This is a genomic window from Bradyrhizobium sp. Mp27, assembly GCF_029953005.1.
GTDB lineage: Bacteria > Pseudomonadota > Alphaproteobacteria > Rhizobiales > Xanthobacteraceae > Bradyrhizobium > Bradyrhizobium barranii.
In genome coordinates this window covers 146,391-172,169 of record NZ_JASAUS010000005.1, presented here as the reverse complement: position 1 = coordinate 172,169, position 25,779 = coordinate 146,391, and the positions used below count along the sequence as shown (strand labels likewise).

Annotated in this window: 23 protein-coding genes; 17 read left to right on the top strand and 6 right to left on the bottom strand. The window is 64.5% G+C overall.

The genetic code is table 11. The features are described from left to right. Nucleotides 1-246 precede the first annotated feature (246 nt). The 11 genes from QJT78_RS05805 (at nt 247) to QJT78_RS05755 (ending at nt 13,887) form a co-directional block, all read left to right on the top strand. Nucleotides 247-1,557, top strand: coding sequence for a CmpA/NrtA family ABC transporter substrate-binding protein (locus tag QJT78_RS05805; RefSeq protein ID WP_038942032.1), 1,311 nt, complete (start codon nt 247-249; stop codon nt 1,555-1,557). Between the two features lie 60 nt (nt 1,558-1,617). Next, nucleotides 1,618-2,514 carry a nitrate ABC transporter permease gene (ntrB, locus tag QJT78_RS05800; RefSeq protein WP_281460192.1) on the top strand — a complete coding sequence of 299 codons (897 nt, stop codon included), beginning with the start codon at nt 1,618-1,620 and terminating at the stop codon, nt 2,512-2,514. 13 nt (nt 2,515-2,527) lie between these two features. Next, the gene (locus tag QJT78_RS05795; RefSeq protein WP_028146781.1) at nt 2,528-3,322 is read left to right on the top strand and encodes an ABC transporter ATP-binding protein; all 795 of its coding nucleotides are present in this window, start codon (nt 2,528-2,530) and stop codon (nt 3,320-3,322) included. Between the two features lie 336 nt (nt 3,323-3,658). Next, on the top strand, nt 3,659-5,050 hold the full coding sequence (locus QJT78_RS05790; protein WP_028146782.1) for an MFS transporter: 1,392 nt from the start codon (nt 3,659-3,661) through the stop codon (nt 5,048-5,050). Between the two features lie 121 nt (nt 5,051-5,171). Then, nucleotides 5,172-5,600, top strand: coding sequence for a globin family protein (locus QJT78_RS05785; protein ID WP_028146783.1), 429 nt, complete (start codon nt 5,172-5,174; stop codon nt 5,598-5,600). A gap of 10 nt (nt 5,601-5,610) precedes the next feature. Beyond that, the gene (locus QJT78_RS05780) at nt 5,611-6,828 is read left to right on the top strand and encodes an FAD-dependent oxidoreductase (protein WP_193375898.1); all 1,218 of its coding nucleotides are present in this window, start codon (nt 5,611-5,613) and stop codon (nt 6,826-6,828) included. A gap of 14 nt (nt 6,829-6,842) precedes the next feature. Further along, on the top strand, nt 6,843-9,548 hold the full coding sequence (locus tag QJT78_RS05775; protein ID WP_038942036.1) for a nitrate reductase: 2,706 nt from the start codon (nt 6,843-6,845) through the stop codon (nt 9,546-9,548). Nucleotides 9,549-9,809: 261 nt separating this feature from the next. Beyond that, nucleotides 9,810-10,706, top strand: a complete 897-nt coding sequence (locus QJT78_RS05770; protein WP_049807419.1) for an SMP-30/gluconolactonase/LRE family protein — start codon at nt 9,810-9,812, stop codon at nt 10,704-10,706. A gap of 71 nt (nt 10,707-10,777) precedes the next feature. Then, entirely contained in the window at nt 10,778-11,617 is an 840-nt protein-coding gene (locus QJT78_RS05765; RefSeq protein WP_038942037.1) for an aldo/keto reductase, read from the top strand. A 188-nt stretch (nt 11,618-11,805) separates the two neighbouring features. Beyond that, nucleotides 11,806-12,747 (top strand): DMT family transporter, encoded by a 942-nt coding sequence (locus QJT78_RS05760; protein ID WP_028146787.1) that lies wholly within the window; start codon nt 11,806-11,808, stop codon nt 12,745-12,747. A 60-nt stretch (nt 12,748-12,807) separates the two neighbouring features. Next, entirely contained in the window at nt 12,808-13,887 is a 1,080-nt protein-coding gene (locus tag QJT78_RS05755) for a zinc-binding dehydrogenase (protein ID WP_038942038.1), read from the top strand. 108 nt (nt 13,888-13,995) lie between these two features. Here QJT78_RS05755 and ppk2 read toward each other — a convergent pair whose 3' ends face one another. After that, nucleotides 13,996-14,916: a polyphosphate kinase 2 gene (ppk2, locus tag QJT78_RS05750; protein ID WP_028146789.1), complete on the bottom strand. Its 921-nt coding sequence runs from the start codon at nt 14,914-14,916 to the stop codon at nt 13,996-13,998. A 96-nt stretch (nt 14,917-15,012) separates the two neighbouring features. Next, nucleotides 15,013-15,474, bottom strand: coding sequence for an Lrp/AsnC family transcriptional regulator (locus QJT78_RS05745; RefSeq protein ID WP_014497003.1), 462 nt, complete (start codon nt 15,472-15,474; stop codon nt 15,013-15,015). A gap of 135 nt (nt 15,475-15,609) precedes the next feature. On the opposite strand from QJT78_RS05745, the gene QJT78_RS05740 reads away from it, so the two are divergent. Together QJT78_RS05740 and QJT78_RS05735 are read left to right on the top strand one after the other, a co-directional pair. Beyond that, entirely contained in the window at nt 15,610-17,973 is a 2,364-nt protein-coding gene (locus QJT78_RS05740) for a transketolase (RefSeq protein WP_038942039.1), read from the top strand. Nucleotides 17,974-18,242: 269 nt separating this feature from the next. Beyond that, the gene (locus tag QJT78_RS05735) at nt 18,243-19,673 is read left to right on the top strand and encodes an aldehyde dehydrogenase family protein (RefSeq protein WP_028146791.1); all 1,431 of its coding nucleotides are present in this window, start codon (nt 18,243-18,245) and stop codon (nt 19,671-19,673) included. A gap of 245 nt (nt 19,674-19,918) precedes the next feature. On the opposite strand, the gene QJT78_RS05730 is transcribed toward QJT78_RS05735, so the two are convergent. After that, nucleotides 19,919-20,887, bottom strand: a complete 969-nt coding sequence (locus QJT78_RS05730) for an SMP-30/gluconolactonase/LRE family protein (RefSeq protein ID WP_028146792.1) — start codon at nt 20,885-20,887, stop codon at nt 19,919-19,921. A gap of 91 nt (nt 20,888-20,978) precedes the next feature. Here QJT78_RS05730 and QJT78_RS05725 point away from each other — a divergent pair, with 91 nt between their 5' ends. Continuing rightward, nucleotides 20,979-21,803 carry an NAD(P)-dependent oxidoreductase gene (locus QJT78_RS05725; RefSeq protein ID WP_028146793.1) on the top strand — a complete coding sequence of 275 codons (825 nt, stop codon included), beginning with the start codon at nt 20,979-20,981 and terminating at the stop codon, nt 21,801-21,803. Nucleotides 21,804-21,873: 70 nt separating this feature from the next. On the opposite strand, the gene QJT78_RS05720 is transcribed toward QJT78_RS05725, so the two are convergent. Further along, the gene (locus QJT78_RS05720) at nt 21,874-22,704 is read right to left on the bottom strand and encodes a potassium channel family protein (protein WP_193375899.1); all 831 of its coding nucleotides are present in this window, start codon (nt 22,702-22,704) and stop codon (nt 21,874-21,876) included. 31 nt (nt 22,705-22,735) lie between these two features. Continuing rightward, complete coding sequence (locus QJT78_RS05715) at nt 22,736-23,641, bottom strand: transglutaminase family protein (protein ID WP_038942041.1); 906 nt, start codon at nt 23,639-23,641, stop codon at nt 22,736-22,738. Nucleotides 23,642-23,833: 192 nt separating this feature from the next. Between QJT78_RS05715 and QJT78_RS05710 the strand changes: the two genes are divergently transcribed. The 3 genes from QJT78_RS05710 (at nt 23,834) to QJT78_RS05700 (ending at nt 24,868) form a co-directional block, all read left to right on the top strand. Beyond that, a complete protein-coding gene (locus QJT78_RS05710; RefSeq protein ID WP_028146794.1) occupies nt 23,834-24,097 on the top strand; it encodes a GlsB/YeaQ/YmgE family stress response membrane protein in 264 nt (87 codons plus the stop codon). Beyond that, complete coding sequence (locus QJT78_RS05705; protein ID WP_028146795.1) at nt 24,094-24,507, top strand: hypothetical protein; 414 nt, start codon at nt 24,094-24,096, stop codon at nt 24,505-24,507. The genes QJT78_RS05710 and QJT78_RS05705 overlap by 4 nt, the downstream gene beginning before the upstream one ends. Nucleotides 24,508-24,628: 121 nt before the next feature. Continuing rightward, nucleotides 24,629-24,868 (top strand): hypothetical protein, encoded by a 240-nt coding sequence (locus QJT78_RS05700; RefSeq protein WP_155257695.1) that lies wholly within the window; start codon nt 24,629-24,631, stop codon nt 24,866-24,868. A gap of 84 nt (nt 24,869-24,952) precedes the next feature. Here the strand turns inward: QJT78_RS05700 and QJT78_RS05695 are convergent, their stop codons facing one another. Beyond that, nucleotides 24,953-25,639: a GntR family transcriptional regulator gene (locus QJT78_RS05695; protein WP_028146797.1), complete on the bottom strand. Its 687-nt coding sequence runs from the start codon at nt 25,637-25,639 to the stop codon at nt 24,953-24,955. Between the last annotated feature and the right edge of the window lie 140 nt (nt 25,640-25,779).

Below are 25,779 nucleotides of genomic sequence, written 5' to 3'. Positions count from 1 at the left end.
CGTCAATAACCCATTCATTTTTCGATTCTTTTCGGAGTGGCGGGCTTGGCATGAAGCTTGAATCATTCAAGCCGACGCCATTGAAGCCGTCCCGCGAGACTTCTCATCCGATCTGCCGACGCCACCAGACGGGGGTCTCCCCCGCCATGCGTTCGCATGCGCCTCTTTCTGGCGTCTCGGACGGACGGGCCGCTCGCGCGCACTGACGCCATCAATTCTGCAACGATGCAAAGGACGACACTGCCTATGACCAAGCGCACCCGCCAGCCCTCGGGCCTGAGCCGCCGTCAATTGTTGAAGGCCGCCGGCAGCACCGCCGCACTTCTCGCCGCCGCCAAGCTGAATTTCCCCGCCGGCGCCTTCGCGCAGGACGCAGGCCCCGAGGTCAAGGGCGCCAAGCTCGGCTTCATCGCGCTTACCGACGCAACCCCGCTGTTCGTCGCCAAGGAGAAGGGCATCTTCGCCAAATACGGCATGCCCGACGTCGAGGTGCAGAAGCAGGCCTCCTGGGGCACCACGCGCGACAACCTCGTGCTCGGCTCCGAAGGCAATGGCATCGACGGTGCGCACATCCTCACCCCGATGCCGTACCTGATCTCCTCCGGCAAGGTGACGCACAACAACCAGCCGACGCCGATGTACATTCTGGCGCGCCTGAACCTGAACGGTCAGTGCATCTCGGTCGCCAAGGAATATGCCGACCTCAAGGTCGGAATCGACACCGCGCCCTTCAAGGCGGCGCTGGAGAAGAAGAAGGCCGGCGGCAAGGCCGTGAAGGCCGCGATGACCTTCCCGGGCGGCACGCATGATCTCTGGATCCGCTACTGGCTCGCCGCCGGCGGCATCGATCCCGACAAGGACATCGAAACCATCGTGGTCCCGCCGCCGCAGATGGTCGCCAACATGAAGGTTGGCACCATGGACTGCTTCTGCGTCTGCGAGCCCTGGAACCTGCAGCTCATCCATCAGGAGATCGGCTACACCGCGATCACCACCGGCGAGCTCTGGGACAAGCATCCCGAAAAATCGTTCGGCATGCGCGCGGCCTGGGTCGACAAATATCCGAAGGCGGCGAAGGCGCTGCTGATGGCGGTGATGGAAGCCCAGCAATGGGCGGAGAAGGTCGAGAACCGCGAAGAGGCCGCGGTGATCTGCGCCAAGCGGCAATGGATCAACTGCCCGGTCGAAGACATCACCGACCGCATGAAGGGCAAGTTCGACTACGGCACCGGCCGCGTCGTCGACAATTCGCCGCAGCAGATGCGCTTCTGGAAGGACCAGGCGTCCTATCCGTTCCAGAGCCACGACCTCTGGTTCCTCACCGAGGACATTCGCTGGGGCAAGTACGAGGCCGGCTTCGACACCAAGGCGCTGATCGCCAAGGTGAACCGCGAGGACCTCTGGAAGGATGCGGCCAAGACGCTGGGCGTCGCGGCTTCGGAGATCCCGGCCTCCACTTCGCGCGGCAAGGAGACCTTCTTCGACGGCAAGGTGTTCGATCCCGAAAATCCGGCTGCCTATCTGAAATCGCTCGCGATCAAGCGCGTCGAAGTCTGATGGAGCCTGCGGCCGCCGTCAGGCGGCCGCGTCGTCCTTGAAGCCGGAGAGGGATTTTCAATGAACATGCCTGCCACGAAGATTGAGGTTGGGACCGCAACGCCTGCGGGTGCCGCCGCGTCGGTCGTCGCGATGACGCTCAAGCGTCCGCCGCGCGGCGAGGCCTACGCCCGCATCGCCAGGGAGACCGCCGTGCGCGTGATTCCGCCGTTGGTCGTGATCGCGCTGCTGGCGCTGGTGTGGGAGCTGGTGTGCCGCCGCGCCGGCTCGGCGCTGCCGCCGCCGTCAAAGGTGTTCAAGGATACCAAGGAGCTGATCTTCGATCCGTTCTTCGATCATGGTGGCATCGACAAGGGCCTATTCTGGCATCTCTCCGCCAGTCTCCAGCGCGTCGCGCTCGGCTATTCGCTGTCCGCGGTCGCCGGCATCGCGCTCGGCGTGCTGGTCGGGCAGTCGGTCTGGGCGATGCGCGGGCTCGATCCGCTGTTCCAGGTGCTGCGCACCATCCCGCCGCTGGCCTGGCTGCCGCTGTCGCTCGCGGCGTTCCGCGACGGCCAGCCCTCGGCGATCTTCGTCATCTTCATCACCTCGATCTGGCCGATCATCATCAACACCGCGGTCGGCATCCGCAACATCCCGCAGGACTACCGCAACGTCGCCGCGGTGGTGCAGCTCAATCCGCTCGAGTTCTTCGGCAAGATCATGATCCCGGCGGCGGCGCCCTACATCTTCACGGGCCTGCGCATCGGCATCGGCCTGTCCTGGCTCGCCATCATCGCGGCCGAAATGCTGATCGGCGGCGTCGGCATCGGCTTCTTCATCTGGGACGCCTGGAATTCCTCGCATATCAGCGAGATCATCCTGGCGCTGTTCTATGTCGGCATCGTCGGCTTCGTGCTCGACCGCCTGATCGCGGGTCTCGGCAAGATCGTCACCCGCGGCACGGCGCAGAACTGAGGGAGAAGGGCACATGAACGCCTATCTGAAGCTCGACCATATCGACAAGGTCTTTACCCGCGGCGCCGCCAGCACGGAGGTGTTGAAGGACATCAATCTGACGATCGAGAAGGGCGAATACGTCTCGATCATCGGCCATTCCGGCTGCGGCAAGTCGACCCTGCTCAACATCATCGCAGGCCTGACCGGCGCCACCACCGGCGGCGTGCTGCTCGAGAACCGCGAGGTCAACTCGCCGGGTCCCGATCGGGCCGTGGTGTTCCAGAACCACAGCCTGCTGCCGTGGCTGACCGTCTACGAGAACGTCAAGCTCGGCGTCGACAAGGTCTTTGCCAGGACCAAGTCCCGCGCCGAACGCGACGCCTGGGTCATGCACAATCTCAACCTGGTGCAGATGGCCCATGCCAGGGACAAGCGTCCCTCGGAAATCTCCGGCGGCATGAAGCAGCGCGTCGGCATCGCCCGTGCGCTGGCGATGGAGCCGAAGGTTCTGCTGCTCGACGAGCCGTTCGGCGCGCTCGACGCGCTGACCCGCGCGCATCTGCAGGATTCGGTGATGGCGCTGCATCAGAAGCTCGGCAACACCATTCTGATGATCACCCACGACGTCGACGAGGCGGTGCTGCTCTCCGATCGCATCGTCATGATGACGAACGGGCCGAGCGCGCGCATCGGCGAGGTGCTGGAGGTGCCGCTCGCACGTCCGCGCAAGCGGCTCGATCTCGCGACCAACTCCACTTATTTGAAGTGCCGCCACCGCGTGCTCGAGTTCCTCTACGAGCGTCATCGCTTCGTCGAGGCCGCGTAAACGAAGGTTAAACGCGGAAGATTGGCGCGCCTAAATAATCGACACCTCGCTCAATCCTTGTGCGCCGCACAAGGATTGAGCGAATCGCAAAATTTGCGAGCGAAATACACCTGGAACAATTTCGGGCAAGGCGAACAAGCCCCTGAATTCCCTGTATTTCCCGAACGCGCGCAATTGGCACGGAAATTGAAATACCTTTTCCGACGCCAACGACGACGTCCCTCAACATCATCAATCAGCATCGTGAACTCGCCACCGGGGCATGGCCTCGGCGCGCGCCTCCGCGTGGAGGCTGAGCCTGCAACGACGCAGCGGTGAGCCTAGAAGGGATTATCAATGACGACGAATCCGACTCGAAGTCCGACGTGGATTTCTGATTGGCGCCCCGAAGACGAGGCGTTCTGGAATGCGGGCGGCAAAGTGATCGCCCGGCGCAACCTGATCTGGTCGATCGTGGCCGAGCATATCGGCTTCTCGGTGTGGCTGATCTGGAGCATCGTCACCACCAAGCTGCCGCAGGCGGGCTTCCACTACACCACCGACCAGCTGTTCCAGCTCGTGGCGGTGCCCGGGCTGATCGGCGCATTGATGCGCTTCCCCTATACGTTCGCGGTCACGACCTTCGGCGGCCGCAACTGGACCATTTTCAGCGCGGCTGTCCTGTTCATCCCGACGCTGTCGCTCGCCTATTTCGTCGGCCAGCCCGACACCCCGTTCTGGCTGATGCTGCTGATCGCATCGACCGCGGGTCTCGGTGGCGGCAATTTCGCCTCCAGCATGACCAACATCTCCTTCTTCTTCCCCGACCGGATGAAGGGATGGGCGCTGGGACTGAACGCGGCGGGCGGCAATATCGGCGTCTCCAGCGTGCAGCTCTTGACCCCGATCCTGATGACGCTCGCGGTCATCAACCTGTTCCAGGCGAGCCCCGTCGACGGCATCTTTCTTCAGAACGCCGGCCTGATGTGGGTGCTGCCGATCGCGATCGCGGTGTTCGGCGCGGTGTTCTTCATGAACAACCTGACCACGGCCAAGTCGTCGATCAAGAACCAGCTTGCCGTCGTCAAGCGCAAGCACACCTGGATCATGGCGTATCTCTATATCGGCACGTTCGGATCCTTCATCGGCTACTCGGCGGCGTTCCCGCTGCTGATCAAGACGCAGTTTCCGGCGATCTCGATCTCGATCGCGTTCCTCGGGCCGCTGGTCGGTTCGCTGTCGCGACCGCTCGGCGGCTTGCTGGCCGACAAGATCGGCGGCTCCATCCTCACCTTCTGGAATTTCATCGCGATGGCGGCGGCGACGGTCGGCGTGCTCTACTTCGTCGGGCACAAGGACTTCACCGGCTTCCTTGCGATGTTCCTGATCCTGTTCGTGACGACGGGCATCGGCAACGGCTCGACCTACCGCATGATCCCTTCGATCTTCCGCGAGCAGAACCTGTTCAGGGTGCGGGGCAAGGGCGATGCGGCGCGCGCGGCGGCCTTGAAGACCGCGAGCATCGAGAGCGGTGCAGCGGTCGGCTTCATCGGCGCGATCGGCGCAGTCGGCGGCTATCTGATCCCGACCGGTTTCGGCAAGTCGATCGCCATGACCGGCGGGCCGTCGCTCGCGCTCGCGATCTATCTCGCTTTCTACGCCTCTTGCCTCGGACTGACCTGGTGGTTCTACCTGCGTCGCAGCCCGCAGGGTGAGGGCGCGTCAAGCCTCGCGGAAGCGCGAGTCTGAGTTTGGCACGAATGTCGCTTCTCCCCGTACGCGGGGAGAAGACTCTCTGATGACGTTTGACCCATGAACCTTGTTCGCAACGGCGCGGACAAAGGCAGACCGAAACAGGCAGGAGAACATCATGACTTCAGAACAGATCACCCTCGTCCAGCAGAGCTTTTCCAAGGTCGCGCCGATTTCAGAGGCGGCCGCGGTGCTGTTCTACGATCGCCTGTTCGAGGTAGCGCCGTCCGTGCGCGCGATGTTTCCCGAGGACATGACCGAGCAGCGCAAGAAGCTGATGGGCATGCTCGCCGCCGTCGTCGGCGGACTGTCGAAGCTCGAGACGATTCTTCCCGCGGCCTCGGCGCTCGCCAAGCGTCACGTCGCCTATGGCGCCAAGGCCGAGCACTATCCGGTGGTCGGCGCGACCTTGCTCTGGACCCTCGAGAAGGGCCTCGGCGAGGCCTGGACGCCCGAGCTCGCCGCGGCCTGGACCGACGCCTATGGCGTGCTGTCCGGCTACATGATTTCCGAGGCCTATGGCGCACAGGCGCAGGCCGCCGAATAGGAGATGCCTTGTGAGTGAACCGCTGGTCATCGTCGGTAACGGTATGGCGGCCGCGCGTCTGGTCGACGAGCTCGCCAAGACCTCGCTCGGCCGCTACGCGGTCGCGGTGATCGGCGAAGAGCCGCGGCTCGCTTACAATCGCGTGCTGCTCTCCTCCGTGCTGGCCGGCGAGACCGGCTCGCACGAGATCGAGCTGAGGCCGGCGGACTGGTGGCGCCATCGCGGCGTCACCGTGCGCTACGGCTACCGCGTCACCGAGATCGACACCGGCCGCCGCGAGCTGAAGATCGAAGGTGAAGAGAGCGTCGAATATTCCAAGCTCGTGCTCGCCACCGGCTCGACGCCGCTGCGGCTCAACGTGCCGGGCGCCGATCTCACCGGGGTGCACACCTTTCGCGATACGCGCGACGTCGATCTGCTGCTGACGCTCGCCGCGGCGAAGAAGCGTGTCGTCGTGGTCGGCGGTGGCTTGCTCGGGTTAGAGGCGGCCTATGGTCTTGCGAAAGCCGGCGCGCCGGTGACGCTGCTGCACCTGATGGACCGGCTGATGGAGCGCCAGCTCGACCTGCCGGCCGCCGACCTGCTGAAGACGCTGGTCGAGCGCAAGGGCATCCGCATCCAGCTCAACGCCTCCACTGCGCGCATTCACGGCGAGGGCCATGTCGAAGCCGTCGAGCTCGCCGACGGCACGCGCATCGAGGCGGATGCCGTGATCTTCGCCGCCGGCATCAGGCCGAATGTGGCGCTTGCCAAAGAGGCGGGCATCGCGGTCAACCGCGGCATCGTCGTCAACGACGAGATGCAGACGGCCTCGCCCGACATCTACGCGCTCGGCGAATGTGCCGAGCATCGCGGCACCTGCTACGGCCTGGTCGAGCCCGCTTACGAGCAGGCGCGCGTGCTGGCGCGGCATCTCGCCGGACGTCCCGCCGCCTATCAGGGCAGCGTGGTCTCGACCAATCTGAAGGTGTCTGGCGTCAGCGTCTTCTCCGCCGGCGACTTCATGGGCGGGGACGGCAGCGAGAGCCTGGTGCTGTCAGACCGCAGGCGCGGCACTTACAAGAAGCTCGTGATCGCCGACGGCCGGCTCACCGGCGCGGTGCTGATCGGCGATACCGTCGATGCGCTCTGGTATCTCGAGCTGATCCGCAATCGCGACAAGGTGACGGCGATCCGCACCGACATGATGTTCGGCCGCGCGCTGGCGCGTCCCTCCAAGGCGGCTTGATAAGGCAGCTCGATATGACGGCGATCGATCCCACGCTCCGCGCCACCAAGACGACCTGTCCCTATTGCGGCGTCGGCTGCGGCGTGCTGGCGACGCCCGACGGCAACGGTGGCGCGGCGATCGCGGGCGACCCGGATCATCCCGCCAATTTCGGCCGGCTGTGCTCGAAGGGCTCGGCGCTCGGCGAGACCGTCGGGCTGGAGAGCCGGTTGCTCTATCCGATGATCCGCTGCAAGGGCGTGCTGGAGCGTGTCGCCTGGAGCGATGCGCTCGATCACGTCGCCCATCGCATGCAACACATCGTGGCGCGCGACGGCGCCGATGCGGTCGCGTTCTATCTCTCGGGCCAGCTCCTGACCGAGGACTATTACGTCGCCAACAAGCTGATGAAGGGCTTTGTCGGCACGGCGAATGTCGACACCAATTCGCGGCTCTGCATGTCGTCCTCGGTCGCCGGCCACCGCCGCGCCTTCGGTGCCGACACCGTGCCGGGCTGCTACGAGGATCTCGACCAGGCTGACTTGCTCGTGTTCGTCGGCTCGAACGCGGCCTGGTGCCATCCCGTGCTGTTCCAGCGCATGCTGAAGAACCGGCAGGAACGCGGCGCGCGCATGATCGTGATCGATCCGCGCCGGACCGACACCGCAAGCGACGTCGATCTTTTTCTGGGCCTCAAGCCCGGCACCGACACCGCCTTGTTCTCCGGCCTGTTCGTCCATCTCGCCGACAATGGCGCGCTGGACCAGGATTACATCGCGCAGAACACATCGGGCTTCGATGACGCGCTGGCACGCGCGCGCAACATCGCCGGCAGTGTCACCGCGACTGCGCTGGCGACGGGCCTGTCCGAACAGGACGTTGCCGCCTTCTTCAAGATGTTCCGCGACACCGAGGGCGTCGTCACGCTCTATTCGCAGGGCGTCAACCAGTCGGCGCAGGGCACCGACAAGGTCAACGCGATCCTGAACTGCCATCTCGCCACGGGGCGCATCGGCAAGCCGGGCGCCTCGCCGTTCTCGCTCACCGGCCAGCCCAACGCGATGGGCGGCCGCGAGGTCGGCGGCCTCGCCAATATGCTCGCCGCACACATGGGTTTCACGCCGCCGGACATCGATCGCGTGCGGCGGTTCTGGAAGGCGCCGCGCATCGCGACCCATGAGGGATTGAAGGCGGTGCAGCTTTTCGAGGCCATCAACCGTGGCGAGGTCAAGGCGCTGTGGGTGATGGGCACCAACCCGGCGGTGTCGCTGCCCGATGCGGACTTCGTGCGCGAGGCGCTGAAGAAGCTCGAGCTGTTCGTGGTGTCCGAGAACGTGCTCTCCAACGACACGGTCGAGGCGGGGCCGCATGTTCTGCTGCCAGCGCTCGCCTGGGGCGAGAAGTCGGGCACGGTGACCAACTCCGAACGCCGCATCTCGCGCCAGCGCTCGTTCCTGCCGGCGCCGGGCGAGGCGCGGCCGGACTGGTGGATTCTGAGCGAGACCGCAAAGCGGCTCGGCTTCGGCGACAGCTTCAACTACAAATCCGCCGCCGATATTTTCCGCGAGCATGCCGCGCTCTCTGCTTTCGAAAACGAGGGCAGCCGCGATTTCGACATTGGCGCGCTGACCGCGCTCTCGGACGAGGCCTTCGACGCCTTGAAGCCGGTGCAGTGGCCGGTGCGCGAAGGCGAGGCGGCCGGCGCGCGGTTCTTCGCAAACGGCGGATTCTTCACCAATGACGGCAAAGGCCGCTTCGTCGCGCCGGACGTGCCGTCGCTGCGCGGCGAGACCGGCCCGTCGCGCCCCCTGCGGCTCAACACCGGACGTATCCGCGACCAGTGGCACACCATGACGCGCACGGGTCTCAGCCAGCGTCTCGGCGCGCATCTGCCGGAGCCGTTCGTCGAGATCCACCCGGATGATGCCAGCAAACACGGCATCGCACATGACGGCTATGCCCGCATCACCACCGATTACGGCCAGTGCATCCTGAAGGTCGTCGTCAGCGACCGTCAGCAGCGCGGTACGCTGTTCGCGCCGATCCACTGGAGCGCGATGAACGCCTCGCACGGCCGCGTCGGGGCGCTCGTGCAGTCCTTCACCGATCCGTTCTCGGGCCAGCCGGAGTCGAAAGCCACGCCGGCGGCGATCTCGCCTTATGAATACGTCTTCCGCGGCTTTGCGCTGTCGCGCAAGCAGCTCGATCTGCCGCCGAACCTGATGTGGACCCGTGTCACGGTTTCGGGCGGCTTCGGCTATCTCTTCGCCGACAATGCGGATCTGTCGCGCTGGCCGGCCTGGCTCGACGGCGTCGCCGGTGAGGACGTCGCCGACTATCGCGACTTCGGCGGCGGCGTTTATCGCGCGGCCTCGTTCGCAGACGACCGCATCGAGACCTGCCTGTTCGTCGGCCCCGCGCATGACGCCGGCGACTGGGAGGTGGTGAAGAGCCTGTTCGTGGCCGATCACGTCACCGACGAGCAGCGCCGCATGCTGTTGTCAGGCAAATCGACGGAGGGCGCGGCCTCGACCGGCCCCATCGTCTGCGCCTGCTTCGGCGTCGGCCGCGGCACCATCTGCGACACCATCGCGAGCGGCGCGCGCACGGCGGCCGAGATCGGCGCCAAGCTCAAGGCCGGCACCAATTGCGGGTCATGTATCCCCGAGCTGAAGCGGCTGATCGCGACGACGGATGTGGCGCCGGCGAAGCAGGCGAAGGTCGCGGCGGCTGCGGGGTAGGGGATCTCTCCAGACTGGGAGACGGTCTCGTGCCCCGGACGCTGCGCAGCACGAAGTGATGCGCTGCAGAGCCGGGGCCCATCAAACAGCAGAGTGTTTGGCCTTTCTGGGTCCCGGCTCTGCGCAGCAGCGTTTCACGCTGCAGCGCGTCCGGGACACGAGAGTGACGTGGACGCAGCCATGTCCTTCGCCCAATCGACGCGCCCGCGATTGTGCCCTATGTTGCCGCGATCCCCCTCCACATGCACAAAAACAACAATGATGTACCTGGAAACGCCGCCGCGCCTGATCGAAACCAAGATCTTCTCCGCCATGCCGGACCAATTCCGCCGCAAGGGCGTGCGGACCGATTGGGCCGACGCCAACCGGCCGGGCGTGCCGACCGATAGTTTTGTCGAAGGGCCGTCGTTCGACAAGGACGGCAATCTCTACATCGTCGACATTCCCTTCGGCCGCATCTTCCGCATCGCGCCTGATGGCGCGTGGTCGCTCGTGATCGAATATGAGGGCTGGCCGAACGGGTTGAAGATCGCCGCCGACGGCCGCATCCTCGTTGCCGACTACATGCACGGCATCATGGAGCTCGACGCCGGGGCAGGGCGCATCAGGCCCATCCTGACCGCGCGCAATTCAGAATCGTTCCGTGGCTGCAACGATCTGCATCTCGCCTCCAACGGCGACATCTTGTTCACCGATCAGGGCCAGACCGGCCTGCACGACGCAAGCGGCCGTGTCTATCGCCTGACGCCGAGCGGCCGGCTCGATTGCCTGCTCGACACCGGCATCAGCCCGAACGGCCTGGTGCTCGACCCCAGCGAAACCGTGCTGTTCGTCGCCATGACGCGCGACAATGCGGTGTGGCGGTTGCCGTTCATGAAGGACGGCAGCGTGTCGAAGGTCGGCCGCTTCTGCTCGCTGTTCGGCACCAGCGGTCCTGACGGCATGACGATGGACGCGGCCGGTCGCCTGTTCGTCGGCCACGCCTCGCTCGGCCACGTCTTCGTGTTCGCGCCGAACGGAGAGCTGATCGCGCGGATCAAGTCGTGCGCGGGTCCGAGCTGCACCAATGTCGCCATCGGTGGCGTCAAGAAAGATCGGCTCTATATCACGGAGTCAGGGACCGGCAGCGTGCTGGTTGCGGATATCAGCGGATTGTAGTTCTTCGCCTCTCCCCGCTTGCGGGGGCCCCGTGAGGACGGGGAGAGGGAGAATGAACAGCGGAGAATGACATGAACACAAAACCCTTCGGCAAGATCGGCGCCAACGTATCCGTCATCGGGCAGGGCACCTGGTATCTCGACCATGGCGACCGCAAGCGCGCAATCGCGGCGCTTCAGCGCGGGCTCGATCTCGGCATGACCCACATCGACACCGCCGAGATGTATGGCGATGCCGAGCTCGTCATCGCCGATGCGATCGCAGGCCGCCGCGATGAGGTGTTCCTCGTTTCGAAGGTGCTGCCGAGCAACGCCTCGCGCGGCGGTACCATCACGGCGTGCGAACGCTCGCTGAGGCGGCTGAAGACCGATCGTCTCGATTGCTATCTGCTGCACTGGCGCGGTTCTCATCCGCTCGAGGACACGGTCGCCGCGTTCGAAGAGTTGGTGAAGGCCGGCAAGATCAAATCCTGGGGCGTCTCCAATTTCGACGCCGACGATCTCGACGAAATTCTCGACGTCTCCGGCGAAGGCCGCATCGCGTGCAATCAAGTGCTCTATCATCTGAAGGAGCGCGCGATCGAGCATGCGGTGATCCCGTGGTGCGAGAAGCATGGCGTCGCTGTCGTCGCATACTCTCCGTTCGGCCACGACGATTTTCCCGCAAGCAGCAGCAAGGGAGGCGCGGTGCTGGCACGCATCGCGGAGGCGCGTCGTGTGACACCGCGGCAGGTCGCGCTGAGCTTCCTCACCCGTGCAACTACGGTGTTCGCGATCCCGAAGGCCTCGTCCGCGGAACATGCCGGCGAGAATGCGGCGGCCGGCGATCTCGTGCTGACGAAAGAGGAGATTTCGGCGCTCGATGCGGCGTTTCCGCGCGGTCCGAAGCCGCGCAGTCTGCCCATGTTGTAGTGCACAAACGCCTATTATTAATGGAGTATTGACGCGCGGGGTCATCAGCGCATATCGGCATCCTGTTTTCGGAAGTTGTGAAAGCGGCGCATTTGTCGTTTTTTACGATCGTTCCCGAATCGTAGTTTTCCCAGGTTCCAGCCGTGACACCGCCGCCCGCCGTAGCCGCAAGGCTCGACAGTATTCCCATGCCCGTGCCGGAGAAGAAGCAGGAGGCTCGCCGCGCGCCTGCGCGCGTCGATCACCCCTTCAAGGGCATCGCGCTGGTGCTGCTCTCGACGGTATTCCTCGGCTGCTCCGACGTCACCGCAAAGTATCTGTCGACGAGCCTGCCGTCGATCGAGATCACCTGGATTCGCTTCGTCACGTTCGCGCTGATGTTCACGCCGGTGATGCTGCCGGGCTCGCCGCTGCATGCGATGCGCACCGATCGCCTCGGCCTGCAATGCATGCGCGGCGTCGCGCTGCTCGGCTCCTCGCTGTTCTTCATCACCGGTCTCCGTTTCCTCCCCATCGCGGAAGCCTCGGCCACCGGCTTCGTCTCGCCGCTGTTCGTCACCGCGCTGTCGATCATCTTCCTGAGCGAGAAGGTCGGCATGCGCCGCTGGATCGCGACCGCGATCGGTCTCATCGGCGTGATGATCATCCTGCGTCCGGGCTCCAATGCGTTTCACGCCGCCGCGTTCTTCCCGATCATCTCGGCATTCTGCTGGGCCGCTGCGCTGATCCTGACGCGCATGATGAGCGGGCGCGAAGCCGTCCTCACCACCATGGCCTATTCGGCGCTTACGGGCGTTGCGATCCTCAGCCTGATGGTGCCGTTCGTCTGGGTGACGCCGAGCTGGACCGCGATCGGGCTCGGCATCGTGATCGGCGTCGCGTCGACCGTGGGCCAATGGATCATTGTGCTGGCCTATCGCTACGGCGATGCCTCGGTGCTGGCGCCGTTCTCGTACACGCAGTTGCTGTGGGTCAGCATTCTGGGCTTCTTCCTGTTCGGCGAAGTGCCTGACGTCTGGACCGTCACTGGTGCGGCCTTCATCGTCGCCAGCGGTCTCTACATCGCCCATCGCGAGCGCATCCGCCGCGCCCAGTTGCTGGTGCTGGAAGAGCGCTCCCCGAACCCCTGACGCAAGTTCGCAGCTTCCGCTTCGTGCTATCAACGGCTCCAACAATACGGGAGGAGCCGGATGCGCGCTGCGATTTTCAGGAACGGTGAGATTGTCGTCGACCGGATGGCCGAGCCGAAGCCGGGCAACGGTCAGGTGCTGGTCAGGACGCTCGCCTGCGGCATCTGCGGCTCCGACCTTCATGCGCGCCTGCATGCCCCCCGCATGGTAGAGATGGCGAGGAAGACCGGCCGCAAGCCGATGGATCTCGCCCGCGACGTCGTGTTCGGCCATGAGTTCTGCTGCGAGATCGTCGATTACGGTCCCGGAACCGCGCGCAAGCTCAAGCCCGGCACCCGCGTCTGCTCGCTGCCGGCGCTCGTGACGCCGCAGGGCATCGAGGGCATCGGCTATTCCAACGACAATATCGGCGGCTATGCCGAGGCGATGCTGCTCAGCGAGCCCCTGCTGCTTGAGGTGCCCAACGGTCTCGCGCCCGAACATGCGGCGCTGACCGAGCCGCTCGCCGTCGGCGTCCACGCCGTGGCGAAAGCCAACATCCGGGGCGGCGAGGTACCGTTCGTGATCGGCTGCGGCCCGGTCGGCCTCGCGGTGATCGCGGCGCTGAGGATCAAGGGTCTGCATCCGATCGTCGCGGCCGACTATTCGCCGGCACGGCGTGCGCTCGCGGTAAGGCTGGGCGCCGATATCGTCGTCGATCCCAAGGTGACGCAGCCCTACGCGACCTGGGCCGAGCACGCGCAGATGTCGGAGGCCGAGAAGGCGGCGCGGCCGCCGTTGCAGGCCATGCTGCCGGCACTGAAGCCCGCGATCATCTTCGAATGCGTCGGCGTGCCAGGCCTGTTGCAGCAGGTATTCGAAGGCGCTCCGCGTGACGCGCGCATCGTGGTGGTCGGCGTCTGCATGGAGACCGACAGGAGCGAACCCATGCTCGGCATCATGAAGGAGCTCAATGTCCAATATGTGCTCGGCTACACGCCGGAGGAGTTCGCAAGCTCGCTGCGCCTGATCGCGGAAGGGCAGGTGGATGCGGCGGCGATGGTGACCGCCGAGGTCGGCCTCGACGGCGTCGCAAGAGCGTTCGCTGATCTCGCCAACCCCGGGGCGCACACCAAGATCATCGTGCAGCCGTGGAGATGACAGCCAAGTAGGGTGGGCAAAGCGTAGCGTGCCCACCATTCTCACCACAAACGTGGACGCATGGTGGGCACGGCGCGCTGCGCCTTTGCCCACCCTACGATACCTCCGTCAATATTTCGACGGCACGTACATCTCCGGCGGAGTCGGGTCGCGGTGATAGTCGGGGTTGCGGACGCGCGGCGGCAGCACCACGGGCACGCGGGCGACTCCCTGGTACGGCATCTGGCTGAGCAGATGCGCGATGCAGTTGAGGCGGGCGCGCTTCTTGTCGACGGCGTCGACGATCCACCACGGCGAGTCCGGGAGATGCGTGTGCTCCAGCATCGTCTCCTTGGCCTTGGTGTACGCCTCCCAGCGGCTGCGCGCCTCGACGTCCATCGGGCTCAGCTTCCATTGCTTCAGCGGATCCCTGATGCGCATGCTGAAGCGAAACTGCTGCTCGTCGTCGGTGATCGAGAACCAGTATTTGACGAGAGTGATGCCGGAGCGGATCAGCATCCGCTCGAACTCCGGCACCGTCTTGAAGAATTCCTGGTACTCGTGCTCGGAGCAGAAGCCCATCACACGCTCGACGCCCGCGCGGTTGTACCAGCTGCGGTCGAACAGCACGATCTCACCGCCGGCCGGCAAATGCGATACGTAGCGCTGGAAATACCATTGCGTGCGCTCGCGCTCGCTCGGCGCCGGAAGTGCCGCGACGCGGCAGATGCGGGGATTGAGCCGCTGGGTGATGCGCTTGATGACGCCGCCCTTGCCGGCGGAATCGCGGCCCTCGAACAGCACCACGACCTTCTTCTTCTCGCTCTGCACCCAGTCCTGGAGCTTGACCAGTTCGCCCTGGAGGCGGAGCAATTCCCGGAAATAGAGCCTGCGATCCACCGTTGGGCGGAGCGCGTCCGTCTCGTCGAGCAGCTCGTCGAGCCTGCTGTCATCGAGCTCCATCTCCAGCTCTTCGTCGAGATCGTCGGTCATTTCCCGGATGATGCGCTCGCGTTTGGCCATTTCAGGGGTGCGGTCGGATGCGGTCATGGATCCTTCTTTCGGCAGGGTGCCTGTCGCCCGTGACCATCGGCGGGGTTTATTGCGCCCATGTGACACCGGTTCCGAAATAGCCCGGCGGGGCCGTCAGACCGGCAGGGCGATCGAATATTTGACCTGGCTCAGCGCGAAGCTCGACTCGATCGAGGCAATGCCGTCGAGCCGGGTCAGCTTGGTCTTCAGGAAGGTCTCGTAGGAGGCGAGGTCGGCCGCCACCACGCGCAGGAGATAGTCGCGGTTGCCGGTCATCAGATAGCACTCCAGCACCTCGTCCCATTTCGAGATCGCGCGGGCGAAACGATTCAGATCCTCCTCCTTCTGCCGCGCCAGCTTGATTGAGATGAAGACGCTGACATGCAGCCCCAGCGCCTTCTGGTCGACGGTGGCGATGTAGCGGCTGATGACGCCGCGCTCCTCCAGCAGCTTGACCCGGCGATGGCAGGGCGACACCGAGAGCCCGACCTTGTCGGCCAGTTCCTGCATGGTCAGCCGGCTGTCGTTCTGGAGCAAAGCGAGGATTTTCCGGTCGATGGCGTCGAGGTCTGGCATTGGGATGAAACCTGTCTGAAGTGCTGATCCATTGGTAAGATATCCCAATATTTTGAGGCATGGCGCGAAAAATTGAGAAGTTTGGCGCCGCCCGCAGGCGTATCATCGTCCGAACTGTTTCCGGGAGCCATTGTCATGCCCGTTGATACCGCCCGTCTGGACACGTTGACCGCGCTGGCCCGCAAGGCGCTGTGGCTGTCGTCATGGACCATCCATCACGCCAACCACATCCGCGCCAACGCGGACGGGCTCAAGGTCGGGGGACACCAGGCCTCGTCCGCCTCGCTCGCGACCATCATGTCGGCGCTGTATTTTAGCGTCCTGCGCCCCGAGGATCGCGTCGCGGTGAAGCCGCATGCGAGCCCGGTGTTCCACGCCATCCAGTTTCTGTTCGGCCGGCAGACGCGCGAGAAGCTGGAGAACTTTCGCGGGTTCAAGGGCGCGCAGTCCTATCCCTCGCGCACCAAGGATGTCGACGACGTCGATTTCTCCACCGGCTCCGTCGGCCTCGGCGTCGCGCAGACGCTGTTTGCCTCGCTGGTGCAGGACTACGTCAAGGCGCATGGCTGGATGAAGGATCGCCGCGAAGGGCGGATGATTGCCCTGGTCGGCGATGCCGAGATGGACGAGGGCAACATTTTCGAAGCGCTCGCCGAAGGCTGGAAGCACGGCCTGCGCAACACCTGGTGGGTGGTCGACTATAACAGGCAGTCGCTCGACGCCGTCGTGCGCGAGGGGCTCTGGGAAAAGTTCGAGACCATGTTCCGCAATTTCGGCTGGGACGTGGTGATCGTGAAATACGGTCGCCTGATGCGCGAGGCCTTTGCCGAGCCGGGCGGCGAGGCACTGAAGCGCTGGATCGACAATTGCCCGAACGCGCTCTACGCCGCGCTGTGCTTCCAGGGCGGTGCCGCCTTCCGCAAGCATCTGCACGACGAGATCGGCGACCAGGGCCCGATCACCAAGCTGATCGACAGGCGCAGCGACGAGCAGCTGCTGGCGCTGATGTCGAACCTCGGCGGCCACGACATGGCGAGCATGTTGGAGGCGTTCGAGTCCATCGACCACGATCGCCCGGTCTGCTTCATCGCCTACACCATCAAGGGCGTCGGCCTACCGTTCCAGGGCCATAAGGACAACCACGCCGGCCTGATGACGGTCGCGCAGATGGAGAAATATCGCGAGAGCCAGAACATCCGTCCAGGCCACGAATGGGACAAGTACGAAGGCCTCGCGCTAGCTCCTGCCGAGCTCGACGCCTTCCTCGCGCGCGTGCCGTTCAACCAGGACGGCCGCCGGCTGACGGCGCCCGTCGTCGAGGTGCCCCAGCAACTCGCGTTCAAGCCGTCGCCGCAGATGTCGACCCAGCAGGGCTTTGGCCTCGTGCTGAACGAGATCGCGCGCGGCGACAGCGAGCTGGCGAGGCGCATCGTCACGACCTCGCCCGACGTCACGGTCTCGACCAATCTCGGTCCGTGGGTGAACCGGCGCGGCCTGTTCGCGCGGGGCGAGAAGGCGGACTTATTCCGCAGCGAGAAAATTCCCTCCACGTTCAACTGGGACTTCTCGCCCAAGGGCCAGCATCTCGAGCTCGGCATCGCCGAGATGAACCTGTTCATCATGCTCTCGGCGCTCGGTCTGTCGCACCAGATCAATGGCGAGCGACTGCTGCCGGTCGGCACGCTTTACGATCCCTTCATCGAGCGCGGCCTCGATGCGCTGAACTACGCCTGCTACCAGGATGCGCGCTTCATGGTGGCAGCGACGCCATCGGGCATCACGCTGGCGCCTGAGGGCGGCGCGCACCAGTCGATCGCGACGCCGTTGATCGGCATGGCGCAGGACGGGCTCGCCTCGTTCGAGCCGGCTTTCGTCGACGAACTCGCCGTGATCATGGCGTGGGGCTTCAATCACATGCAGCGCGATCCGGGCGAGGGCGGCTCGGTCTATTTGCGGCTCTCGACGCGCAGCATCGAGCAGGCGCAGCGGATCATGACGCCGGAGCTTGCGCAGGGCATCACCGACGGCGCCTATTGGCTGCGCAAGCCGGGGCCCAATGCCGAACTCGTGATCGCCTATACCGGCGCGGTCGCGCCCGAAGCGATCGAGGCGACCGGCTTCATCGGCGAAAGCCGCCGCGACATCGGCCTGCTCGCGATCACCTCGGCGGATCGCCTGCATGCGGGTTGGACCGCAGCGCGGAAATTGCGGCGCGATCGGCGTGGTGTGCAGCATCTCAGCCACATCGAAAAGCTGCTCGCGCCGCTGCCGCGCGACTGCGGCATCGTGACCGTGATCGATGGCCATCCCTCCGCGCTCGGCTGGCTCGGCGGCGTCCGCGGTCATCGCGTCGAGGCGCTTGGCGTCGAGCAGTTCGGCCAGACCGGCACGATCGCGGACCTCTACCGCCATTACGGCATCGATGCGAACGCCATCATCGATGCGGCCGAAAGCCTCACCACCGGCGCGCCGGTGCTGCATCGGAAGATGGCGGTGTAGTCGAGGTAACTGCCGTGTCATTCCGGGGCGACGCGTAGCGTCGAGCCCGGAATCCATGCTCCCGATCATGGTTATGGATTCCGGGCCCGCGCCAAGTGGCGCGTCCCGGAATGACACCTGAGGGAGCCTTGCCTCGTTCCCGTCATCGGCTCATATATCCTCCGTCCGCCGCAACGCTGGCCCCGCATATGGCGGGTTCAATTGCCGGCGCTTTCGTGCAAGGATGCCTGCCGAAACGCCCCCTCCAAGCCCCCAAGAAGAGGTTAACGATGGTCAATCGCATGCAATTCTACATCGACGGCGCCTGGGTCGATCCCGCCGTCAAGAAGTCCGCTGCCGTGGTCAATCCCGCGACGGAAGAGGCGATGTACGAGGTTGCGCTGGGCTCCAAGGCTGACGTCGACAAGGCCGTCACTGCTGCCAAGCGCGCCTTTGCAACTTTCTCCCAGACCAGCCGAGAGGAGCGCGTCGCGCTGCTCACGAAAGTCATCGAGATCTACAAGGGCCGCCTCAAGGAGATCGGCGCCGCCGTCTCCGACGAGATGGGCGCGCCGCTGCCGATGGCGGAGAAGCTCCAGGCCGGCGCCGGCCTCGGCCACCTCATGACCACGCTCGACGTGCTCAAGAACTACCATTTCGAGGAACCGGTCGGCACCGCCATGGTGCTGCGCGAGCCGATCGGCGTGGTCGGCATGATCACGCCCTGGAACTGGCCGCTGAACCAGATCGCCTGCAAGGTCGCGCCTGCGCTCGCCGCCGGCTGCACCATGATCCTGAAGCCGTCGGAGTTCACCCCGACCTCGGCTTTGATCTTCGCGGAAATCCTCCACGAAGCCGGCGTGCCGAAGGGCGTGTTCAACCTCGTCAACGGCCTCGGCCCCGAGGTCGGCGCCGCCATGAGCGAGCATCCTGACATCGACATGATCTCGTTCACCGGCTCGACCCGCGCCGGCATCGACGTGGCCAAGCGGGCCGCGCCGACCGTGAAGCGCGTCAGCCAGGAGCTCGGCGGCAAGTCGCCGAACGTCATCCTCGAAGGTGCCGACCTGACCAAGGCGGTGACCGGCGGCGTGATGCACATGTTCAACAACTCGGGCCAGTCCTGCAACGCGCCATCGCGCATGATCGTGCCGCTGTCGAAGATGAAGGAAGTCGCCGCGATCGCGAAGGCTGTCGCCGACAAGACCAAGGCTGGTGATCCGCGCGCCGAAGGCACCACCATCGGCCCGGTCGTCAACCGCGGCCAGTGGGACAAGATCCAGGGCCTGATCAAGAAGGGTATCGACGAGGGCGCAACGCTCGTCGCCGGCGGCCCGGGCCTGCCCGAAGGCGTAAACAAGGGCTTCTATGTCCGTCCGACCATCTTCGCCGACGTCACCCCCGACATGACGATTGCTCGCGAAGAAATCTTCGGACCGGTGTTGACCATCATCGGCGCCAAGGACGAGGCCGAGGCCGTGCACATCGCCAACGACACGCCCTATGGGCTTGCCGGTTACGTCACGGCCGACACGGTGGAGAACGCCAAGCGCGTCGGACGGCAGATCCGCGCCGGCAACGTCAACCTCCAGGGCGTGCCCAACGACCGCACCGCGCCGTTCGGCGGCTACAAGCAGTCGGGCAACGGCCGCGAGTGGGGCAAGTACGGCCTCGAGGACTTCCTCGAAGTGAAGGCGGTTGCGGGCTTCAACGCGGCGTAAGCTTTTCGCCTGAACGAACAACGCGCCGGAGCGGGAGACCGCTCCGGCGTTTTTTTGTAGCCCGCATGAAGCGAAGCGTAATGCGGGACCGGTCCCCGGATTGCGCTTCGCTCCATCCGGGCTACACGGCTCCTTCGTAGGGTGGGCAAAGGAGCGAAGCGACGTGCCCACCATTCCGCGACGAACAAGAAGCGGTGGCCACGCTTTCGCTTTGCCCACCTTACGAGACCGTCTCTGCGGAACGCCTATCCCCCGACCGCGCCCTGCGTGTTCACATACAGCGCGTAGATCGACTGGCTCGCCGCCATGAACAGGCGGTTGCGCTTGACGCTGCCGAAGCAGAGATTGGCGCAGCGTTCGGGCAGCGCGATGCGGCCGATCATGACGCCGTCGGGCGCGAACACCACGACGCCGTCGAGCTCGGGATCGCCCATGCCCCAGCCGCACCAGAGATTGCCGTCGATGTCGCAGCGCATGCCGTCCGGTGTGCCCGGGCCGGCATCGATGTGGACGCGCTTGTTGGAGATCGTGGTGCCGTCGGTCGAGACGTCATAGGCGAGGATCTTTCGGTTCGGCACGCCGCGCGATTCCACGACATACAGAATCTTCTCGTCGGGCGAGAAGCACAGCCCGTTCGGACCGAGCACGCCTTCGGCGACGATGGTCGCCTTGCCGGTCACGGGATCGAGCCGGTAGACATTCGGATCGATCTCGGGCTCGGCCTTGTAGCCTTCGTAATTGCCGAGCAGGCCGAAGGTCGGATCGGTGAACCAGATCGAGCCGTCCGATTTAACAACGACATCGTTCGGCGAGTTCAACCGCTTGCCGTTGAATTGATCCATCAGCACGGTGATGCTGCCGTCATATTCGGTGCGCACCACGCGGCGCCCGCCGTGCTCGCAGGTGACGAGCCGGCCCTGGCGGTCGCGCGTGTTGCCATTGGCGAAATTCGAGGGCTTTCGGAAAACCGAGACGGTTCCGGTTTCCTCCTCCCATTTGATGATGCGCTGGTTCGGAATGTCGCTGCAGAGCAGATACCGCCCGTCGCCGAACCATACGGGACCCTCGGCCCAGCGCAGGCCGGTCGCCAGCCGCTCCACCGCCGAAAGCTTTAGCCAGTATTTTTCGAAGCGGGGGTCCAGTGCTTTTATCGCTGGATCGGGGTAATAGGTCGCCGGCCGCCAGCCTTGAGTGTGGGACGATGCATCGTTCATGTGCAGGTCTCTTTGTTGCGTTCCCTCTGTCCAAGTCTGCTAGCATCAGTTATCTACGGCCGCAAATCGGTCACCACAGGCGAGGGAAGACATGCCGCGTATTTTGATGACGGGAGCTTCGGGCGGAATCGGCACGAGCCTGCGAAAACTGCTGCCGCCGATCTATCCGGATCTCCTGCTCTCCGACATCAAGCCGCCCGCCGATCTCGGCGCGAACGAACAATTCAAGGCGGCGGATCTCGCCGATCTCGCGCAGTGCGAGGCGATCTGCGAGGGCGTCGACGGCATCATCCATTTCGGCGGCTATTCGGTCGAAGGCACCTGGGACCAAATCCTCCAGGCCAACATCATCGGCGGCTACAATCTGTTCGAGGCGGCTTACCGCAAGGGCGTCAAGCGCGTGGTGTTCGCCTCGTCCAACCACGCCGTCGGCTTCTATCCCCGCCACCACAAGATCGGGACCGACGTCACTCCGCGCCCCGACGGCCGTTATGGCGTCAGCAAGGTGTTCGGCGAGGCCGTCGGTGCGCTCTACGCCGACAAGCACGGCCTGAAGGTGACCTGCCTGCGCATCGGCAATTTCGGCGACATGCCGCTCGACCAGCGCCGGCTCTCGATCTGGCTGAAGCCCGACGACCTCGTGCAGCTCTGCCGCATCGGGCTCGAACATCCCGACATCCATTTCGAGGTCTTCTACGGCGCCTCCCTCAACGAGCGCGCCTGGTGGGACAACCACCGCGCCTACGAATTCGGCTATCGCCCCACCGGCCGCGCCGAGGATTTCCGCGAGCACGCGATGGCCGAGCAGGCCAAGCTGAAGCCGGATCCGGTCGGCGATCACTATCAGGGCGGCGCGTTCTGCAGCCACGAGTTCGACGGCGACGCGAGCCGGATCATTGATTGGAATAAGCGCTGAAATGCCATGCCCCCTCTCCACAGTCATGAGGTGAGGGGGCCTCTCCGCGGCACTCGCGCCGGCATGCAGCCTAGTCCATGCCTTCATCGGGAATGTTCAATACGGTGCCGCAAGCTTTGCAATGCACCGCGTCGACATCGTGGCGCTGCAGGGCGCACACCGGACAGGGGAAGCGTACCTTGGAGGGCGCGAGCAGTGCCTTGGCGAGATTCAGGAAAAGGGTCACGCCAAAGATCATGATGACGACGGTGATCAGGCGGCCGACGGTCCCGGGCAAGGTGATGTCGCCGAAGCCGGTCGTGGTCAGTGCGGTGACCGTGAAGTAGAGCGCGTCGGCATAGTTGGCGATCTGATGGTTGTGGGATTTTTGGGTCTCGTAGACGATCCCCGTCATCACGAAGATGAACACGCCGAGATTGGCGACCGCAAAGACGACTTCCTCGTTTCGCCGGAAGAAGGCGCTGTCGACCCGGAGCCGCGCCACCATTTGGTAGTCGCGCAGCAGCCGCAATGTTCGAAATGCGCGCAGGAAGCCGCCGGCCTCTCCGGCGAGCGGCGCAAGGAACGAAATGATGACGACGATGTCGGTCCAGGTCGACAATCGCGCGAGGTCATGCAGCGGGTGATGGCTGATGATCATCCGTGCGGCGAAATCCGCAAGGATCAGCACGCCGAACACGACATCGAGCGTCTCGATGGCCCTGTTGCGAGGCAGGAACGAGGTCGCGATGATGAACAGAACCGTGACGATATCCAGTGCGAGCAGGGCATATCGGAATTTTATGCAGCCGAACGTGTCGCCTTCGTAAAGTTGCCGGATCCTGCCCTTCAGGGCCTCAAACGGGACGGCGACGGCGTCGAGCGGCCCATGTCCCTTCGTACTGTTGCGATAAAATGCCATGGTCAGCGACCGCCGCGCCTATCTCGGTTGCCTACGCCTCCGAAGGATCGAGCATTTCGCCAATTTTGTTGACGGCGACATTGATCGACATGCCCAAATAGTCGCCGGGATCGCCGAACCACGAGCCAGCCAACGGCACAGCCTGGCCCGGATGCCGCGCAATGGCCACCGGAATGAGGTCGAAGCCGGCGCTCAAACTGTTGGTTGGATCGTAATCCAGCCAGCCGGCGCCGGGCAGGAATACCTGCACCCATGCGTGGGTCGCGCCCGAGCCGGTCATGCCCACGGCGCCGCCATCGAGCGCCGCATCATAGAGATAACCGCTGACGAAGCGAGCGGCGAAGCCGAGCCGGCGCAACGTCTCGATCATCAGCCAGGCGAAGTCCCGGCAGGTGCCCGATTTCGTGCGCAGCGTTTCGCCGGGTGACTGTGTGCCTTCGGCATCTCTGCCGCGATAGCTGAAGTCGCTGCGAAACTTGCCGAGCATTCGGCGCAGCACGTCGACGGTCTGATCCTGATCGCCGGCAACGAAGCTCTTGGTCCAAGCCGCATGACTGCCGTCTGCATCGTCGGCATGCGGGCGCAGGTAACCGGCAAGGTCGGTCCATTCGTCCGGGGTGTACTGCACGGGGACCTCCTCGGCCCGGGGCTCCAGCGGAAATGTCTCCAGGCCCTTGATGCCGAAATAGACGCCACGAACCCTAAACGTGAATGTCAGCTCGCTGCCGGGTTCGCTGAAGTCCATCACCGTGACGGCATTGGAGCGGGAGTCGGTGACCCAATGCACCTTTGACGGCAGGCTGGTAGCAGCGGACCAGCGAAGCAGCCGGGTCGAGGCGCCGCGCCGCGGCAGGAACATCGCCCGGTGCGTGCCGAACGTCACCGGCTTTGCATAGCGGTAGGTCGTGGTGTGCGTGATCTCGCCTATGATCGCCATGCACTGATCCGCTTCGCGTTGCGGGGCTCGTTGAGCACCGTCCGCACAAGAAAGAGCAGGCGCCAGCTTTCGGCTCGGCCGCTGCTGCCCATTGATCTAGATCAACGTCGTTCCCGGGATCGTCTGGCCCATCAAGCGATCACGCATTCCTTCAGACGTTGATGTGCAAACCGACCGAATGGAGCGATGGACATGGGTATCCTTTGGACGATCATCATTGGATTTATCGTCGGCGTAGTCGCGAAATTCATCATGCCCGGCGACAAATCCGAGCCCACGGGGTTCATCCTGACGACGGTCTTGGGAATCGTCGGCGCGTTCGTCGCGACGTGGCTCGGTCAGGCCGTGGGATGGTATAAGTTCGGGGAGGGCGCCGGCTTCATCGGCAGCGTGGTCGGCGCCATCATTCTCCTCTTCCTGTACGGGCTTGTTATGGGTCGTCAGGGCCGCGCTTGAAAATCACGCTATCAACCGCCGCGATGCTCGCGATGATCGTCTCAGAGCCGGCGCGGGCCGCAACGCTCAGCGACGCTGAAGCGGCGTTCCTCGACCAGCTCGTCACCGCATCCGTCGTGCTGGAGCAACGATGCGTCGGCTACGAGGTCGATGGTGCCGGCGGTGTCCAGCTCGGCGCCCGGCTGCTCGGCAGCCCCGAGGCGGCGATGGCCATGATCGACGCCTATGCCGCGGCCATCAAGGCCCGCGACGGCGAGCGCTACGATCCCGGTAAATTTCGTCCCGAGGTTGCCGACGCGGCCGGCAAGACGTTCAGGCGCGTCCGGACAGATTTGATCAAGAATCCGACAAGGGCCTGCGCCGGCTACGGCGATCCCAGCGTGGATCGCGGCTTGCTGAGGCGATACTGAATGGAAACAAGCTCTGATTGAGAAGGACATGTCACTCGCGTCGTGCTATCTTCTGTTTCGGGACGTGCATTTGCCGTCCCGGGTAACAAGAACAGGGAGGATGGTTATGAAGACGTTAGCGATGTCAGCGTTGACCCTTGCTACCTTGTCGATCGCGTCGGTGAACGCCGCACCGGTCAGTCCCGCGGCTCACCTGAACCCAAACCAAGGTCCCGGATGCTCGCTCTCCGGCGGCGCGGTTGCGAATTGCAAGAACGTCCTCAACTTCAAGTCCTACTACGAGTGCCGGAGTAACCGCATGGAGCGGGGCTGGACCGGCGTTGAGAGCGGCTACTACTGCCGGGCACTCGACCTCAAATAAGAGCGCGGGTCAGTTCAGAATTTTGGGAGGCCGTCTGCGTTGGCGGCCTCTTTCGCGGCTACCCCATGTTGGTGAGTGCTGGCCCTACCGAGTGGCTTCCTCACCCGCAATCCGCGCCAGATAATCCGACTTGCTGAACTGCATGTGGTCGACACAGAGCTGCGCCAGCGCCCAGCTGTCGCGTCCCTTCAACAGCTCGATCATCAACTCATGCTGACGCCGCGATTGCGCGAGGCCATCGCGGTCGGCGAGGTTTTTCGCGCGCATCGGCAGCGTTAGGTTCATGTAGTCCTGGAGCGAGCGGACGAGATAGGGATTGCCGCAGGCCGAGAACAGCGCGAGGTGGAAGGCGTCGTTGGCCTCGTGGATGCCGCGCAAATCCTGCACATCGGCCTTCGCGCAATATTGCCGCTGCAGTGCGGTCAGTTCGTCGATCAGGCCTTGCGGCGCGGGCAGGGGGATCATCAGTGCGGCCTGCCGCGTCAGCATCTCGCGGACCTCGTAGATCTGCCGGACTTCCTCGGCCGAGTAGAACCGCACGGTTGCGCCGACATTCTTCTCGCGGCGGACGATGCCGCGCCGCTCGGCATCCACCAAGGCCTGCCGCACGAAGTGCCGGGAGGTGCCGTAGCGCGACATCAGCGCGTCCTCGGTGAGGCGCGCGCCCGGCGGCAGGCGGCCGAAGATGATGTCCTCTTCCAGCCGCGCGACGACATCGTCCGGATCGTCGCGCCGGACCGGCAGTGCCTCAGCGGTGCGAATGTCGGACATGCCCTCAGCCTCCGGCATCTGCCGGTTCGCCTTGTGGAGCAGGGCGAGGCCAGATTGTCAATAATTTGTGTCCACAGGCGGTGTCCAGAGCCAGAAAGCGCGACGATCTGGCCCAATCTTATTGACAATCAGGGGGCAGG

Coding starts and splice junctions, on each gene's coding strand:
- QJT78_RS05770 (WP_049807419.1), top strand. CDS start 9,810: ATGTACCTGGAAACGCCGCCGCGCCTGATCGAAACCAAGATCTTCTCC.
- QJT78_RS05785 (WP_028146783.1), top strand. CDS start 5,172: ATGACTTCAGAACAGATCACCCTCGTCCAGCAGAGCTTTTCCAAGGTC.
- QJT78_RS05700 (WP_155257695.1), top strand. CDS start 24,629: ATGTCAGCGTTGACCCTTGCTACCTTGTCGATCGCGTCGGTGAACGCC.
- QJT78_RS05765 (WP_038942037.1), top strand. CDS start 10,778: ATGAACACAAAACCCTTCGGCAAGATCGGCGCCAACGTATCCGTCATC.
- QJT78_RS05730 (WP_028146792.1), bottom strand. CDS start 20,887: ATGAACGATGCATCGTCCCACACTCAAGGCTGGCGGCCGGCGACCTAT.
- ntrB (WP_281460192.1), top strand. CDS start 1,618: ATGAACATGCCTGCCACGAAGATTGAGGTTGGGACCGCAACGCCTGCG.
- QJT78_RS05760 (WP_028146787.1), top strand. CDS start 11,806: ATGCCCGTGCCGGAGAAGAAGCAGGAGGCTCGCCGCGCGCCTGCGCGC.
- QJT78_RS05745 (WP_014497003.1), bottom strand. CDS start 15,474: ATGCCAGACCTCGACGCCATCGACCGGAAAATCCTCGCTTTGCTCCAG.
- ppk2 (WP_028146789.1), bottom strand. CDS start 14,916: ATGACCGCATCCGACCGCACCCCTGAAATGGCCAAACGCGAGCGCATC.
- QJT78_RS05775 (WP_038942036.1), top strand. CDS start 6,843: ATGACGGCGATCGATCCCACGCTCCGCGCCACCAAGACGACCTGTCCC.
- QJT78_RS05725 (WP_028146793.1), top strand. CDS start 20,979: ATGCCGCGTATTTTGATGACGGGAGCTTCGGGCGGAATCGGCACGAGC.
- QJT78_RS05740 (WP_038942039.1), top strand. CDS start 15,610: ATGCCCGTTGATACCGCCCGTCTGGACACGTTGACCGCGCTGGCCCGC.
- QJT78_RS05790 (WP_028146782.1), top strand. CDS start 3,659: ATGACGACGAATCCGACTCGAAGTCCGACGTGGATTTCTGATTGGCGC.
- QJT78_RS05795 (WP_028146781.1), top strand. CDS start 2,528: ATGAACGCCTATCTGAAGCTCGACCATATCGACAAGGTCTTTACCCGC.
- QJT78_RS05710 (WP_028146794.1), top strand. CDS start 23,834: ATGGGTATCCTTTGGACGATCATCATTGGATTTATCGTCGGCGTAGTC.
- QJT78_RS05755 (WP_038942038.1), top strand. CDS start 12,808: ATGCGCGCTGCGATTTTCAGGAACGGTGAGATTGTCGTCGACCGGATG.
- QJT78_RS05715 (WP_038942041.1), bottom strand. CDS start 23,641: ATGGCGATCATAGGCGAGATCACGCACACCACGACCTACCGCTATGCA.
- QJT78_RS05805 (WP_038942032.1), top strand. CDS start 247: ATGACCAAGCGCACCCGCCAGCCCTCGGGCCTGAGCCGCCGTCAATTG.
- QJT78_RS05720 (WP_193375899.1), bottom strand. CDS start 22,704: ATGGCATTTTATCGCAACAGTACGAAGGGACATGGGCCGCTCGACGCC.
- QJT78_RS05695 (WP_028146797.1), bottom strand. CDS start 25,639: ATGTCCGACATTCGCACCGCTGAGGCACTGCCGGTCCGGCGCGACGAT.
- QJT78_RS05735 (WP_028146791.1), top strand. CDS start 18,243: ATGGTCAATCGCATGCAATTCTACATCGACGGCGCCTGGGTCGATCCC.